Source organism: Lysinibacillus sp. RU7 (assembly GCF_057837305.1).
This window is the reverse complement of the sequence record NZ_JBYQFK010000047.1, coordinates 1-14,088: the sequence shown is the minus strand read 5'-3', so window position 1 is coordinate 14,088 and position 14,088 is coordinate 1. Positions and strand designations below refer to the sequence as shown.

Below are 14,088 nucleotides of genomic sequence, written 5' to 3'. Positions count from 1 at the left end.
GGATGGCAGGAAAGGTTTATCGGATACTCAAATTCTATCGTTCTCTCAAAAGCTACCCCAACAATTGACAAAGGACCTTTATTTATTTGAGAAACAGCCCCAGAAAGCAATAAAAAGCAACCTCACTAAGAAGTTGCTTTTTTCTTCATCCATTGACAAAGCGCTTGCACAGTTTCTCGATTTAGCTTAGGTGGATAATGATGCTTTAACCCGAAAGAATACCACGTTTCTACAACCTTCCCAGCATCTTGTAGGCAAAATTCTAATTGATATGCATGCTCTATATCCACATGTTGATCACTCGTTCCATGAATGATTAACACTGGCGCATCAATTTGATCTACATCATAAAGCGGCGTTCGATCTTCATAACGCTCAGGTACTTTATTTGGTGTACCACCAATAATTCGCCGAAGTCCCCTACGCATGTCAACACGATCCCAATACGTTGCTGCGGCATCAGATACACCAGCCCACGTTACAACAGAGGCAATATCATCACGTAAAATCGCTGTCCACATTGCCATTAAGCCGCCACGCGAAAACCCGTATACATGCACTTGCTTGCACGTAACAAATTGCTTTAATACATCTACTCCGTACACCGCATCAAATCGATCATTACCAGCAAACTCATCGCGTCCCTCACCACCGCGATTTCCTCTATAATAAGGGGCAAATACAATAAAACCTTGTTGCGCAAATTGAGCGATTCGTGCAGGTCGCACCATTCCGACTGTTTGTAAGCCGCCACGTAAATATAACATGGCTTCTGGATTTCTTATATTGATCGGTCTTGCCAGTAATCCTTTGACCCGTAACCCACAAGACCAGTATGTAATTTCATCTAGCCGAATAGTAGGATTCGGAGATGGATATTTGCGCATGGATGCTATTTTACCATTGTCGCACATGTGTTTTCACTTCCTGTAACATCTTTTTCATGCCATCATCACGCATATAAAAGCTTAAATGAGGATGCGCTTGTAATTCTTCTTCCGTTAACCAATGCCTTGCAACGGTTTCGAATTCACCTACGAACGTCTCAATCGCTTCCACACGCGCTGTAAAAACGGCCTTACAAAATGGTACTTCGTCATGTACGATATAATACGCAAACCATTTGGCATCAGTGACTTTTACCTGTGTTTCCTCATACACTTCACGAATTGCTGCTTCCATTAATGTTTCACCTTCTTCTTGCTTTCCACCTGGAAACTCGACACCGCGCCTAATATGCTCTGTACAAAGCCATTTATCTTTATATTTGACAATCGCTAAAACATGTCTTGGTTCGACTTCAAATGGGCCTTCGTCAAAACGTAAGTCCACACGTAAGCCATTTTCATCTTTAAATGTAAACATCCCTTCAACTCCTCACTAATGTAAGTGTAGCGAAGGGACGTGAATGCTTCAACTAAAATAAGGTATTTGTTCAACAAATTCTTTTGCTTCCTGATCGCCAAATTCATGTATAAGGGCATATATTTTCTTATAGCGACTGTCAATATCATGATTCAATTCATCCATATGATATGGAATAAAAGGTAAATGCGCACGAAACATATTAGACCCCTCAAGCTGATGAATTTGCTGAAATAGCTTTTGAAATACCCGTGCTTTATATGGCTCTAATTCAATTTTAAAATTATACGGCCCTGCCGGATCTGTTGTACATGTTAAATGTACGATAGAGACATAATACGTTTGTTTTTCCATCCTAATCACCTCTACAGTAGTATAAATAATATAGATAAAATCTATACAAAGAAGCGTCCCCACAAAAGAGACGCTTCATACGCTAGCTTGTAAACTGTAATTTAATTGCCTAAGAACGCTGAAAGCATCCAGGCATGTTTTTCTAAACTTTGATAATTCGCATTCAATAAATCTTCTGTACGATCATCGCCTTCTTCGGCTGCACTTTCCATCGCTTCTTTTAAAGCTTTCATGACAATTTTAAAATCATCGATCGTTATTTGTACCATTTGCTCGGCTGACTCATTGCCTTCTGCCTCTTTGACATGCGAAAGCTCTAAATGCTCTTCCATTGTTGCAACTGGCTTACCACCTTTAGATAAAATGCGTTCCGCGATTTCATCTAAATTTAATGTTACTTCGTTATATAATTCCTCAAATTTTGTGTGTAATGTAAAGAATGACGGACCGTTTACATACCAGTGATAATTGTGTAACTTCGTGTATAACACTGACCACGTTGCTACTAATTCGTTTAATTGTTTGTCTAATGATTTGTTTGTCATAGTATCACCTCATAAAGTATATTGAAAACTGTTATCAATTACTAGTATACCCATTTTTCTATCATTTAAAAATGTATATTTTTAGAACTTTTCTCGTGTAATATGTGTTCACTAGATTGTTGCACAAAAAATAGCCTAAAACCGTTATAATAAAATCGAGGTGAATACTACTATGAGTCTTCCTATTATCCTAATTGTGATCGTATCCATTGTCGGTACGTTCTCTTTCTTTTTAATTTGGATTGCAAAACAAAAAGGATTTTCAACAAAACAAACGGTGGATCCTATGCCAACACAAACTGTACAGAAAGCAGAGGATAAATAATGAAATATCCTTTTATTTGGTTAATTCAATTGTACCGTAAATTTATTTCACCAATGACGCCTCCTTCTTGTCGATTTCACCCAACTTGCTCAAGTTATGGACTCGAGGCATTTCAAAAACACGGTGCCATTAAAGGATTCATTTTAACAGTTATACGCATATTAAAATGTCAACCACTTCATCCAGGTGGATTTGACCCCGTGCCAGAAAAATGGCCTTCGAAAAAAAAATAATTTCGAAGGTTATTTTTTATTGTTTTTTAAAGACAATTCGTGTATGATTATCATTGTTAAATCGTAATAATTACAATTAAGAGGTGAACATCTTGAAGAAGTACCTATCAATCTTCTTACTAGCAATGATTGCTATTATACTAACTGCTTGTGGTGAAGATGACAACGCAACATCAAAGGAAGATACAACGAACGAAACAGATAAATTATCTATTTATACAACCGTTTATCCCCTACAATACTTTGCTGAACGCATTGGCGGTGAGTATGTAGAGGTATCATCTATCTACCCTCCTGGAGCCAATGAACATACATTTGAACCAACGCAAAAAGACATGATGTCTCTAGCGGATGCCGATATTTTCTTCTATATTGGCTTAGGACTTGAAGGCTTTGTAGATAATGCAAAAAAGACATTAGCAAATGAACACGTTAAATTAGTAGCGACTGCTGATCATGTAAGTGAAGACAAGCTACACATTTCAACTGGTCATGTACATGCTGAGGGGGAAACACACGAAGAGGAAGAAGAACATGATCATGAAGGCGAAGAAACAAACCATATTTTAAATGATCATGCACACGATGACCATGACTCTCATGTATGGTTATCGCCTATTATTTCTCAAGATTTAGCAGCAGTTATTAAGGATGAATTAGTGACAGTCATGCCTGAGCAAGAAGCCGTATTTACCGAAAACTACGAAACACTTGTAACAGAATTAAATGCATTACACGCTGAATTCGAAACAATGGCAGCTGAAACGACAAAGAAAACATTTTTCGTATCACACGCAGCATTTGGCTATATCGCTGGTCATTACGGCTTTACACAAGTACCGGTTGCAGGTCTTAATTCGCAAAGTGAACCATCGCAAAAAGAATTAACGGCTATCGTCGACTTAGCAAAAGAAGAGGATATTAAATACATCTTCTTCGAGCAAAACGTTTCTTCGAACTTAACAGAAGTGATTCAACAGGAAGTCGGTGCTGATTCACTTATTTTACACAATTTAAGTGTATTAACTTCAGACGACATAAAGAATGGTGAAACATATTTCACATTGATGAAAAAGAATATGGAAGCACTAAAAACAGCGCTTCAATAAACAAGAAGGGTGTCTAGAAAGTGAAAACTTTCTGGACACCCTTTCGTTGATAAATATCTACTAAAAAATATTATAAAATATCCTTCAACTTTCTTCTTAAGAGCTTATTAGAGCCATTACGCGGTAGTGCCTCTATAAGCTTGATATTCTTCGGTAATTTGTATGCCGCTAATCTTGCTTGACAAAAATTCAGTAAACTTTCTTCTGAAATCGGCTCCTTCACGACAACAAATGCTACCGGTACTTGCCCCCAAATGGCATCATCCATACCACAAACCCCTGCTTCCTTTACATTTGGGTGCGCCATTAATACATTTTCAATTTCCGCTGGATAAATATTTTCTCCGCCAGAAATGATTAAATCTGAACGGCGATCGATGACATATAAATAACCTTCTTCATCTAGATAACCAATATCTCCTGTTTTTAACCATCCATCTTCCGTTGCCGCGCGCTCTGCAAATTTTCCGATATACCCTGGTGTCACATGTGGTCCACGAATACAAATTTCCCCTTCTTCTCGCGGCTTTGTTACACCCTCAATTTTAATGTGATTAAAAAATAAAGGTTTACCGGCTGAACCAATTTTTCGCATTGCATCCTCGTTACTTAATGTGGCCGTTTGCGATGATGTTTCTGTCATTCCATACGTCTGAGCAACACGTAAATGTAATTTAGCAGCACGTTGTAAATAATCAACTGGTACTGGTCCTCCCCCGAGTAACATCGTTGTAAAGTTTGGATGTGCTACTAGTCCGCTCTCTTCCATATACGTAAGGATACGTTCAAGCATGACCGCAACAACAGATATTTTCGTTACCGACCCTTGTGCAATCTCATTGGCACACTTTGCTGCATCAAATTTTTCATATAATCGAACAGTCATACCATATAGCAAAGAACGCATTAATATAGAAAATCCGCTAATATGAAAAATCGGAACTGTACAAAGCCACACATCATCTTCTTTTAACCCTAGATTAAGTGCCGAGCTAATCGCACTGGAGCTATGGTTTTTTACCGTTTGGCGTACCCCTTTTGGGAAACCAGTTGTGCCAGACGTATACATAATCGAAATCGTTGTCGTGTCGTCCCATTCTTGTGCGCTGTTAATCGGTGTTCTTTCTGCGGTTAAAACCGTATTAAACGTAAGGATGCGTGCATCTGCCTGAAGTTTATGTAGTTCCTGTTCATGCACAAGAATTGCTTTCACTTCTGCATCCTCAATTTGATACTGTAGTTCACGCTCAGATAATCGTCCATTTAAAAAGACTATTTCAAGCTGTGCCTGCATGCAACCATAAATCATCATAATCAGCTCCGGTCTAGAAGGCGCTAAAATGGCAACGCGATCACCCTGATTTACATGAAATGTGGCTAATTTCTCTGCCATGCATATCGCTTCTTGATGAAGCTCTTGAAATGTCCATTGCTGTTCATCAAAACTTAACCCGATTCGATTAGGCGTTAAATAACTTCGCTGAGCTAACCAATTTGGTTGCATCGTCCTTCCTCCCACTACAATGTAAAAAAGCGCTACTCGTTTCGCGCCTCTTACTGTCCAACTTTGTATATACTAAATGCATCTTTTCCATGTTCTTTTATATTGTATAGCGCTTTATCTGCATGTCGCAATATTTGTGATGCCGTAAATGTTGGGTTATCACATATTGCGACACCAATACTTGTTGTGATTTCAAGATAAGTTTGTTGAATGAATAAACCTTGTCTTACTCGTTCATTGATTTGATATGCAATATTGCTTACTTGCTCCTCATCAATAAAATCTGTAAGTAATATGACAAATTCATCTCCACCTAGTCTTGCTACAAGCCCCTTTTTTCCTATAGTTTGTTGTAGTCGTGCCCCATACTCAATAATTACCTGATCACCAATTTCATGGCCATATGAGTCATTAATTTGTTTAAAATTATCGATATCTAATAGTAAAACGGCAAATGAAATATGCTTTTCATTCAGCCTTGTCAATGCCCTCATTAAATGTTCCCGGAACATACGACGGTTTGGCAAATTTGTTAACGGATCATGATAGGCCAAATACTTGAGTGTTTCTTCTTGTTGACGTTCTCTTGAAATATCACGTATGACTAATAACACATGTAAGAAATGACCATTCATATCGTAAACGGCTTTTCCTTTAATCTCAGTCCAAATCCACATAAGCTTTTGATGACGCATCTGTAGTTTTAATGCAAATGGCTTACGTTTTTCAATAGTAGCATGAAACTTGTTCGTAAACTCTTCGACATCATCCGGATGAATATAAAAACCTACTTCTTGATGTTCAAAAGTCGTATAGTCAAAACCAAACATTTCTTTACTTGATGGAGAGACATACAAATAATTTTTATGTTGATCCATTAATATGAGTACATCTTGAATATTCTCAGCAATTTTTCGATAATTAAATTCACTCTCTAAATAGCGTTCTGCGATTTTATCTAACTCACTCATATTTTTAACCGTTAAAAAAAAGCCAATAACCTTTTCATATTCTATTACTTGATTTAAACGCATTAAACACCTAATCTGTGTGTTCTCTTTCGTAATTAATCGAAAACGTGCATCTGTAAAATCGACTTCCGTAAATGATAAATGGTTACTATTGTCTGGCGGTTCATTCAGAATAATCTCTAAAAAATTCCGGTTCAAAAGTTCTTCCTTTGCATAGCCTCCTAATGTAAGAAAAGCAGGATTGGCATCCACAATATAACCACCTTTATTCAAAAGGAGTATGCCATCTGTATTACACTCAAAAAGGGATATTAAGTAAGATTCTAATTGTCTATCTAAAATTACTTTCCTCATTTCCTTACGCACCTTTAGTTCACATTTCCTATCTTTATTCTATTATATTATTATATCTTATCATAATTATGAGACTATATAGTAGCAGTAAGAAACAAGAATATTTACCAAAATAAAGAAAAAAACAACTTGCACTACACAATAGCACAAGTTGTTTTTTTAGTTTCTTCTTATGGGAAACGAGGGAATTGACCGAAGTCTGGCTTACGTTTCTCTTTGAATGCATCGCGACCTTCTTTTGCTTCATCTGTTGTGTAGTAAAGAAGTGTTGCGTCACCAGCCATTTGTTGCAAACCTGCTAAGCCGTCTGTATCTGCGTTCATCGCAGCTTTTAAGAAGCGTAGCGCAGTTGGAGACATTTCTAGCATTTCTTCACACCACATAACTGTTTCATCTTCTAAACGATCATATGGTACTACTGTGTTTACTAAGCCCATTTCAAGCGCTTGTTGTGCATCATATTGACGGCATAAGTACCAAATTTCACGCGCTTTTTTATGACCAATAATACGTGCTAAATAGCCTGAGCCATAACCAGCATCAAATGAACCGACTTTTGGTCCAGTTTGTCCAAAGCGAGCATTGTCAGCTGCAATTGTTAAGTCACATACTACGTGTAATACATGACCACCACCGATTGCATAACCTGCAACCATAGCAACTACTGGTTTCGGAATCACACGAATTAAACGTTGTAAATCTAATACATTTAAGCGTGGAATCTCATCGTCGCCTACATAACCGCCATGACCGCGTACTTTTTGGTCGCCGCCTGAGCAGAATGCATGCTCACCTTCACCTGTTAAAATAATGACACCGACGTTTTTATCGTCACGTGCACGTGAAAATGCGTCAATCATTTCCGTCACTGTTTTTGGACGGAAAGCGTTACGCACTTCTGGACGGTTAATCGTAATTTTTGCGATCCCGTTGTAGAACTCATACTTAATATCTTCGTAAGTATGTAATGAAGTCCATTGACGTGTTGTCATTGTATAGTCCCCCTACTTATTTTAATGAAATTGTGTCCTTTACTATTGTAGCAAACTCTGTGGGATTTTCCACATGAATTGCGTGCCCCGCATTATTTACTGTTAAATGACGTACTTTCGGGATGACTTGTGCCATTTCCCAGGCAATAGTCACAAATTTTGTATCTAACTCTCCTGTAATGAGTGTTACTGGCATCAACAACCTATGCAATCTATCCCATACTGACGGCATCATACCGGTTCCGATACCGCGCAAACTGTTGGCTAACCCTTGAGCGCTTTGATTTAGCCTCTCTGTCCGTATTGCCTGTTGAACACTTAATGGCAGTTTTTTTTGAGAAGCGAATAGTTGAATATTCTCCCACTCACGAACGAAATTGACAACGCCAGTTGCTTCAATCTTTTGTGCTAATTTGTCATCTGCTTCTTTACGCGCTTTTCGTTCTTTCGTTGTTTGGAGACCGGGGGAAGCACTTTCTAATATCAGCTGTTGTACACGCTCAGGATATTGAATCGCGTAGCTAAGAGCAATACGCCCCCCCATTGAATAACCAATAAGTGTAAAATCCTGTATAGACAATCGACAAAAAACTTCTTCAAGAACAGCTAATTGCTTCTCCATTGTATATAACATAAAATCATTTGGACTCTCTGTTTTTCCATGCCCCATACAGTCAATAGCGACGATTCGATATTGAGGCAATTTTTGCGCCACTTGCGCCCACGTCTTCGTTGAACCAGTAAACCCATGCAACATAACGATTGTCTCTACTTGTTCATCATGCCATGTTTCTACATGTACATCTATTCCTAATACGGTTACGGTAGCCATGCATCGAACTCCTCATTAATCGCTTGCCATAGCTTGCGATGTGTGACAACATTTTCAGCACGATTTGTAAATACTTCAATTAAACGAACTGGTTTTTCATTCGGTGCATAAATCGCTTCAACAAATGCGGCTGGTTCTGTCACTTTCGTATAGTGTAGATCATACATCACTGCAATCTGTTCCAACGTTAAACCAGTCGGTGTACCAAATAAGTCTTCGTAATGATGTTCCACACTGGATTGTGGTAAATAAGAGAATATACCGCCACCATCATTATTCATAACAATGATCGTTAGCTCACAATTTTGATAACGCGTTGCTAAAAATGCATTACTATCATGTAAAAATGCTAAATCACCAATGAGTAGATAGGTGTGGCGACTATTCCCTGCACTATACCCAAGTGCTGTTGAAACGACACCATCAATGCCATTTGTTCCACGGTTTGCAATAATGTGCATATCTTTTTCTGAAGGTGTATAGAACGTATCGATATCACGAATCGGCATACTACTTGAAGCAAATACATCACTCGCCTCTGGCAGGCATTGTAGCATCTTGCCAACAAGCGCTCCTTCATCCTGCTCTCGTTCAATGTAATGTTCAATATGCTTCATCGCTATTGCCTGTGCCTGCTGCCATAATGCTACGTAGGACGTTTCTATATTGCTTTCAATCGTTAAATCGCTGAATGCCTGATCAATTTTAGCATGAATAAAGGTTGTTGCCATACTTGTAGAATCACGGAACATCGGATCTTCATCCACAACAATGTAGTGTGCTGGCATGGACTCCGTAATAAACATCGATAAAAACTTTGATACCGGTTGTGCGCCAAAACGAATCACTGTATCAGGACATGCTGCTTTTTTGAATGTTGCATTTTTCAAAATCGCATCATATGTTGAAATCACATATGGTTTACAGTCTTCTGGGACATTGCCGCGCATATTCGAAAGACTCTCAACCATCACAGGCCATTTTGCGCGTCGAATCAACTCCCATAAATGATTGACATCTGTATTTAATGGCAACTCCCCGACGATGAATACACCTTTTTTGGATTGAGTAATCATTTTTTCTAACACGCTTTTTGCCTCATCACTTAAGGAGTAAGGATTGAGTATATTCCCTTGGTAACGAAGCGTTGGCAAATCGCAAAAATCCACAAGTAACGGTTCACGGAACGGGATATTTAGATGAACAGGCCCAAATGGTGCACTCATTGCAATCGCAACAGCTCGTGCTGTATGACGTTCAATAAATGGTAATGTTGGCTTTGCATCATCTGGAATCGGAAATTCAGCAAACCACTTTACTTGCTCACCATATAAATGGATTTGATTAATGGCTTGTGGAGCCCCCACTTCACGTAGTTCATGTGGTCGGTCCGCTGTAATGACGATTAGAGGAACACGCGCATACTTTGCCTCTACAATTGCAGGGAAATAGTTAGCCGCCGCTGTTCCTGATGTACATAACAATACAACGGGTTTTCCTGCCCTTTTTGCAAGACCTAATGCAAAAAAGGCAGCCGCACGCTCATCTACCTGACGAAACACCTCGATTTCTTTCGTATGTGCAAACGCATAGGCAAGAGGTGTCGAACGGGAACCCGGACTGATCACCACTTGCTCTACACCGTTTTGTACTAAGCTAGCAACGATTGTATATACATAGTTTGATAGTATTTCACGTTCACTCACTTAACTTTCCTCCTAAAGCACGTAACATCGGACGGAATTTAACTAACGTCTCCTCATATTCTGATGCTGGTGTAGAATCTTCGACGATGCCGCCGCCTGCATATAAAAAGGCACGATTCCCAAGTAATGCAGCTGAACGAATAGCGACAGCAAATTCACCGTTTCCATCGGCATCTACCCAGCCAATAGGTGCTGCATATAGCCCTCGGTTCATCGGCTCATAGCGTCGAATCATATCCATTGCCTCTTTACGCGGTACGCCGCCAAGGGCTGGTGTAGGGTGTAAATTCTTCACAAGTTGCAGGATGGTTGCCTCTTCATTTAATATCCCTTCCACAGGTGTATATAAATGTTGAATATCACGAATTTTAAGTAGTTTTGGTTGTTTTGGTACTTTTACGTTCGTACAGTTTTGCTCAAATGTTTCCGTAATCATTTCTACTACATAATGATGCTCCCCACGGTTTTTCACATCATTTAACAATGACCAGCCTAATGTCTCATCTTCCTCTACTGTATGACCACGACGAATAGAACCAGCAATACATGATGAGAAAGCTCGTCCTTCTTCTACCTTGACTAAACGCTCAGGTGATGCACCAAAAAACAACATATCCTCATGCTCTAAGCCAAATAAATAGCTTTCCGGCTGTTCATGAATCACATGCGATAAAATTTGAGAGGACGCCACTTCCTCTTTAAATTGCAATGCTAATGAACGAGCGATTACTACTTTTTGTGCCTCTCCCGCTTTAATATGTGCCGTCACTTGCTCAATGGATTGCAAGTATTCTGTTTTATAAGGCTCCTCATAACTTGTCATCATAGGCTTAGCATATGTTTTTAATTCTTTCACTTGCGCAGCATGAATCAAATGATCGCGCTCTTTACGTAATTGGTCAAAAGCTTGTGAACTATTTTCTTCGTCCGTAATATAATGAATACTCACATATGCTTTGTCATCTCGAATAATTAACTGAAACGTTGCTACTGCAAAAAAGCTTTGCGGAAATGTTGACCATTCCCCTTCTATCTCATTTTGTGGATCAAATGTAAATCCACCAAATAAAATCGGTTGTAAATCCTCTTCCTTCACAATGTTTTTCGTTAATTTTTTCCATTCTTGCTCTACTTTATCAAAACGCACTTGTCCTGCATTGTTTTCAATTGTATAAGCGTGTCCTAATCCTACTAAGGTAAAAGTTTTCTCCCGATTTTGCCAAAAATATCGTTTGCCCTTGTATTTCTCACCAGCAGCAAAAAAGGCCAGAGCAGATAATCGGCTTACCTCTATTGTCTCCATATAAAAATGGTGCTTTGAGTTCAAAGAGCCCACTTCTACTTCAGTGGCATTGTACCACTTATGATGCATGAAAATTACCTCCGTCTTTGCAATTTAAACTCAAGAAATAAGCTTTGATTGCTATCGTACATTTTACAAAATTTCTATACTATCATATCACTTTTTCGCTTAAATCTGTACGAGAAAGGCACGACTCTACCTTTTTTCTTATTGTTCGTATAAAATGGAACAGTATAGTTTAGTTGAAGGAGAGAAATAGTATATGACCAAAGTCATTGAAGCGGATAGGGGCTTTAAAGTATGGTGGCATTTAACACGTCCACATACATTAACAGCTTCATTCGTACCTGTCTTTTTAGGGACAACCATTGCATTAACAGTTGATGGAGAAACCATTAACTTCCCATTATTTTTTGCTATGCTTGTAGCAAGTATGCTCATTCAAGCAGCAACAAATATGTTTAACGAATATTATGACTATAAATTAGGACTGGATAATGAAAACTCTGTCGGCATTGGCGGTACAATTGTTCGCCATGGGGTCGCACCGAGTACCATTATGGCCATTGCGCTTAGCTTTTATGGGATTTCTGTACTTCTAGGGATTTATATTTGTGCCATGAGCTCTTGGTGGCTAGCCGCTGTTGGCTTAGTATGTATGTTAATTGGTTATTTATATACGGGCGGTCCTTATCCAATTGCCTATTCGCCATTTGGGGAACTTGTATCCGGTGTAGTGATGGGCATGGGGATTGTATTAATTGCTTTCTTTATTCAGACAAATACAGTAACACTCGAAGCGATTTTATTATCGGTACCTAGTATGATTTTAGTCGGTGCCATTATGCTCTCAAACAACATTCGCGACATTGTTGGTGATACAGAAGGCGGTCGTAAAACGATGGCGATTTTAGTTGGTCGTCATAATGCCATTTATATCCTTTCCCTATTTTTCATCGTATCGTACCTATGGATTTTAGGTTTAGTTATTATTGAAGATATTACGTACTGGGCGCTGATTGTATTGTTTAGTATTCCAAAACCGATAAAGGCTATTGATATTTTCCGTCATAAAAAAGAGCCGCTTGAAGTCATGCCTGCCATGAAATTTACTGCCCAAACAAATACTATCTTTGGCTTTTTACTCGCTGTCGGTTTATTAATTAATTATTTTATTTTTTAACGTATTTCCGAAAGAAGTATCCTATCCTCAAGAAATGTGAACAGGAACTTTCTATGTATAGATAAGCGAACTAAAGCGTCCCGAATTGAAATGATCGGGACGCTTTTCTATTCGTTTCTTCATGCGCTTTCAATAGGGACAATATGCAATACCTTTATTTTAATTGTCCATAATAAACAATTGCGTCTGTTAAAAATTGCGTTGCTCCTTTATTAACACGTGAATCATAATAATCTGTAAAGCGTTCATCGGCTATATACATTTGCGCCAAACCAATATGGGCTTCTTTTGTATATTTCGGCCAGTAAAAGCTAAGCCAACGCTTATGAAGCTCTGCCACTTCCACCGCAATATCAGATTGTACATCGCCCTCTTCCATAGCTTCTTTTAATCGCTCTAAAAGCATTTTTTCGAGTTGCTGGGCTGCTTCATATTGTTCCTCTGTCATGTTCTTCACCATGCCATAAGAAGCCTTTACCGACTCACTTCCATACTTTTCACGAATTTCTGCTCCATACTTCGCCTCGTTTTCATCGATTAGCTGTTTTTTAAATACCTCAAACTTTTGCTCATTACTCATTGTTATTCCCTCCTCAATCGATTGAATGGTCATTATCACAGTTTCCAGTAAGTCCGTTATATGACGCTGTTTTTGTTGAAGTGTTCGCTGATGATAGCGTAAGCTTTCGAGTTGCTCAAAATCTTCCGCCTCTAAAACCGCTTTAATTTGTACAAGCGGCATATCCAATTCACGATAAAATAATATTTGCTGTAAGCGATCAACATGCCCTTGATTATAAACTCTATAACCTGTGTCTTCCTTCTTTATTGGAATAAGCAAACCAATCTGGTCATAATAACGGAGTGTCCTTGTGCTTACACCTGATAGCCTCGCCAGCTCCTGAATATACATAACTCACCTCTCCTTTTAATATAAGGCTTTACGTAACGTAAAGGTCAAGTAGTATATTTATCTATTGGTTAACACCTCATCAATTATTATGGAAATACGAAAAAAGCCTGAAACGATTATATATCGCCTCAGACTTTTATGATGACCCGTACGGGATTCGAACCCGTGTTACCGCCGTGAAAGGGCGGTGTCTTAACCACTTGACCAACGGGCCAATTTTTAATTGATATGGCGGAGAAGGAGGGATTTGAACCCTCGCGCCGGTTACCCGACCTACACCCTTAGCAGGGGCGCCTCTTCAGCCTCTTGAGTACTTCCCCATAAATGGCTCCGAAGGTAGGACTCGAACCTACGACCAACCGGTTAACAGCCGGTTGCTCTACCACTGAGCTACTTCGG

Annotated in this window: 15 protein-coding genes and 2 tRNA genes; 4 read left to right on the top strand and 13 right to left on the bottom strand. The window is 39.0% G+C overall.

Annotated elements, in window-relative coordinates:
• Nucleotides 1–125 precede the first annotated feature (125 nt).
• From AC3II9_RS21135 to AC3II9_RS21120, 4 genes are all read right to left on the bottom strand, one after another.
• Nucleotides 126–914 carry an alpha/beta hydrolase family protein gene (locus AC3II9_RS21135; protein WP_489158658.1) on the bottom strand — a complete coding sequence of 263 codons (789 nt, stop codon included), beginning with the start codon at nt 912–914 and terminating at the stop codon, nt 126–128.
• Entirely contained in the window at nt 898–1,365 is a 468-nt protein-coding gene (locus AC3II9_RS21130; protein ID WP_489158656.1) for an NUDIX domain-containing protein, read from the bottom strand. The genes AC3II9_RS21135 and AC3II9_RS21130 overlap by 17 nt, the downstream gene beginning before the upstream one ends.
• A gap of 48 nt (nt 1,366–1,413) precedes the next feature.
• Entirely contained in the window at nt 1,414–1,719 is a 306-nt protein-coding gene (locus AC3II9_RS21125; RefSeq protein WP_391368390.1) for a transposase, read from the bottom strand.
• 101 nt (nt 1,720–1,820) lie between these two features.
• Complete coding sequence (locus tag AC3II9_RS21120; RefSeq protein ID WP_489158654.1) at nt 1,821–2,264, bottom strand: Dps family protein; 444 nt, start codon at nt 2,262–2,264, stop codon at nt 1,821–1,823.
• Nucleotides 2,265–2,436: 172 nt separating this feature from the next.
• Between AC3II9_RS21120 and AC3II9_RS21115 the strand changes: the two genes are divergently transcribed.
• The 3 genes from AC3II9_RS21115 (at nt 2,437) to AC3II9_RS21105 (ending at nt 3,931) form a co-directional block, all read left to right on the top strand.
• Entirely contained in the window at nt 2,437–2,589 is a 153-nt protein-coding gene (locus AC3II9_RS21115) for a hypothetical protein (RefSeq protein ID WP_391368384.1), read from the top strand.
• Nucleotides 2,589–2,822 carry a membrane protein insertion efficiency factor YidD gene (gene yidD / locus AC3II9_RS21110; protein WP_391368381.1) on the top strand — a complete coding sequence of 78 codons (234 nt, stop codon included), beginning with the start codon at nt 2,589–2,591 and terminating at the stop codon, nt 2,820–2,822. The genes AC3II9_RS21115 and yidD overlap by 1 nt, the downstream gene beginning before the upstream one ends.
• Before the next feature lie 92 nt (nt 2,823–2,914).
• Entirely contained in the window at nt 2,915–3,931 is a 1,017-nt protein-coding gene (locus AC3II9_RS21105; RefSeq protein WP_489158652.1) for a metal ABC transporter solute-binding protein, Zn/Mn family, read from the top strand.
• 70 nt (nt 3,932–4,001) lie between these two features.
• Here AC3II9_RS21105 and AC3II9_RS21100 read toward each other — a convergent pair whose 3' ends face one another.
• The 6 genes from AC3II9_RS21100 to AC3II9_RS21075 form a co-directional block, all read right to left on the bottom strand.
• Nucleotides 4,002–5,435, bottom strand: coding sequence for an o-succinylbenzoate--CoA ligase (locus AC3II9_RS21100; RefSeq protein WP_489158650.1), 1,434 nt, complete (start codon nt 5,433–5,435; stop codon nt 4,002–4,004).
• A 50-nt stretch (nt 5,436–5,485) separates the two neighbouring features.
• Nucleotides 5,486–6,760, bottom strand: a complete 1,275-nt coding sequence (locus AC3II9_RS21095; protein WP_489158648.1) for a diguanylate cyclase domain-containing protein — start codon at nt 6,758–6,760, stop codon at nt 5,486–5,488.
• 170 nt (nt 6,761–6,930) lie between these two features.
• Nucleotides 6,931–7,752 carry a 1,4-dihydroxy-2-naphthoyl-CoA synthase gene (gene menB, locus AC3II9_RS21090; protein ID WP_391368369.1) on the bottom strand — a complete coding sequence of 274 codons (822 nt, stop codon included), beginning with the start codon at nt 7,750–7,752 and terminating at the stop codon, nt 6,931–6,933.
• A 16-nt stretch (nt 7,753–7,768) separates the two neighbouring features.
• Complete coding sequence (gene menH, locus AC3II9_RS21085; RefSeq protein WP_489158647.1) at nt 7,769–8,584, bottom strand: 2-succinyl-6-hydroxy-2,4-cyclohexadiene-1-carboxylate synthase; 816 nt, start codon at nt 8,582–8,584, stop codon at nt 7,769–7,771.
• The gene (gene menD / locus AC3II9_RS21080; protein ID WP_489158646.1) at nt 8,572–10,290 is read right to left on the bottom strand and encodes a 2-succinyl-5-enolpyruvyl-6-hydroxy-3-cyclohexene-1-carboxylic-acid synthase; all 1,719 of its coding nucleotides are present in this window, start codon (nt 10,288–10,290) and stop codon (nt 8,572–8,574) included. Before menD ends, menH begins: the two co-directional genes overlap by 13 nt.
• Nucleotides 10,283–11,662, bottom strand: coding sequence for an isochorismate synthase (locus AC3II9_RS21075; RefSeq protein WP_489158644.1), 1,380 nt, complete (start codon nt 11,660–11,662; stop codon nt 10,283–10,285). Before AC3II9_RS21075 ends, menD begins: the two co-directional genes overlap by 8 nt.
• A 193-nt stretch (nt 11,663–11,855) precedes the next feature.
• On the opposite strand from AC3II9_RS21075, the gene AC3II9_RS21070 reads away from it, so the two are divergent.
• Nucleotides 11,856–12,776: a 1,4-dihydroxy-2-naphthoate polyprenyltransferase gene (locus tag AC3II9_RS21070; protein WP_489158642.1), complete on the top strand. Its 921-nt coding sequence runs from the start codon at nt 11,856–11,858 to the stop codon at nt 12,774–12,776.
• Nucleotides 12,777–12,930: 154 nt separating this feature from the next.
• Here the strand turns inward: AC3II9_RS21070 and AC3II9_RS21065 are convergent, their stop codons facing one another.
• The 3 genes from AC3II9_RS21065 to AC3II9_RS21055 all read right to left on the bottom strand — a co-directional run bounded on the left by AC3II9_RS21065 (nt 12,931) and on the right by AC3II9_RS21055 (nt 14,009).
• The gene (locus AC3II9_RS21065; RefSeq protein ID WP_489158640.1) at nt 12,931–13,689 is read right to left on the bottom strand and encodes a MerR family transcriptional regulator; all 759 of its coding nucleotides are present in this window, start codon (nt 13,687–13,689) and stop codon (nt 12,931–12,933) included.
• 142 nt (nt 13,690–13,831) lie between these two features.
• Nucleotides 13,832–13,903 (bottom strand) — tRNA-Glu (locus AC3II9_RS21060).
• 15 nt (nt 13,904–13,918) lie between these two features.
• Nucleotides 13,919–14,009 (bottom strand) — tRNA-Ser (locus AC3II9_RS21055).
• Nucleotides 14,010–14,088: the final 79 nt, after the last annotated feature.

Coding starts and splice junctions, on each gene's coding strand:
- AC3II9_RS21135 (WP_489158658.1), bottom strand. CDS start 914: ATGTGCGACAATGGTAAAATAGCATCCATGCGCAAATATCCATCTCCG.
- AC3II9_RS21130 (WP_489158656.1), bottom strand. CDS start 1,365: ATGTTTACATTTAAAGATGAAAATGGCTTACGTGTGGACTTACGTTTT.
- AC3II9_RS21125 (WP_391368390.1), bottom strand. CDS start 1,719: ATGGAAAAACAAACGTATTATGTCTCTATCGTACATTTAACATGTACA.
- AC3II9_RS21120 (WP_489158654.1), bottom strand. CDS start 2,264: ATGACAAACAAATCATTAGACAAACAATTAAACGAATTAGTAGCAACG.
- AC3II9_RS21115 (WP_391368384.1), top strand. CDS start 2,437: ATGAGTCTTCCTATTATCCTAATTGTGATCGTATCCATTGTCGGTACG.
- yidD (WP_391368381.1), top strand. CDS start 2,589: ATGAAATATCCTTTTATTTGGTTAATTCAATTGTACCGTAAATTTATT.
- AC3II9_RS21100 (WP_489158650.1), bottom strand. CDS start 5,435: ATGCAACCAAATTGGTTAGCTCAGCGAAGTTATTTAACGCCTAATCGA.
- AC3II9_RS21095 (WP_489158648.1), bottom strand. CDS start 6,760: ATGAGGAAAGTAATTTTAGATAGACAATTAGAATCTTACTTAATATCC.
- menB (WP_391368369.1), bottom strand. CDS start 7,752: ATGACAACACGTCAATGGACTTCATTACATACTTACGAAGATATTAAG.
- menH (WP_489158647.1), bottom strand. CDS start 8,584: ATGGCTACCGTAACCGTATTAGGAATAGATGTACATGTAGAAACATGG.
- AC3II9_RS21075 (WP_489158644.1), bottom strand. CDS start 11,662: ATGCATCATAAGTGGTACAATGCCACTGAAGTAGAAGTGGGCTCTTTG.
- AC3II9_RS21070 (WP_489158642.1), top strand. CDS start 11,856: ATGACCAAAGTCATTGAAGCGGATAGGGGCTTTAAAGTATGGTGGCAT.
- AC3II9_RS21065 (WP_489158640.1), bottom strand. CDS start 13,689: ATGTATATTCAGGAGCTGGCGAGGCTATCAGGTGTAAGCACAAGGACA.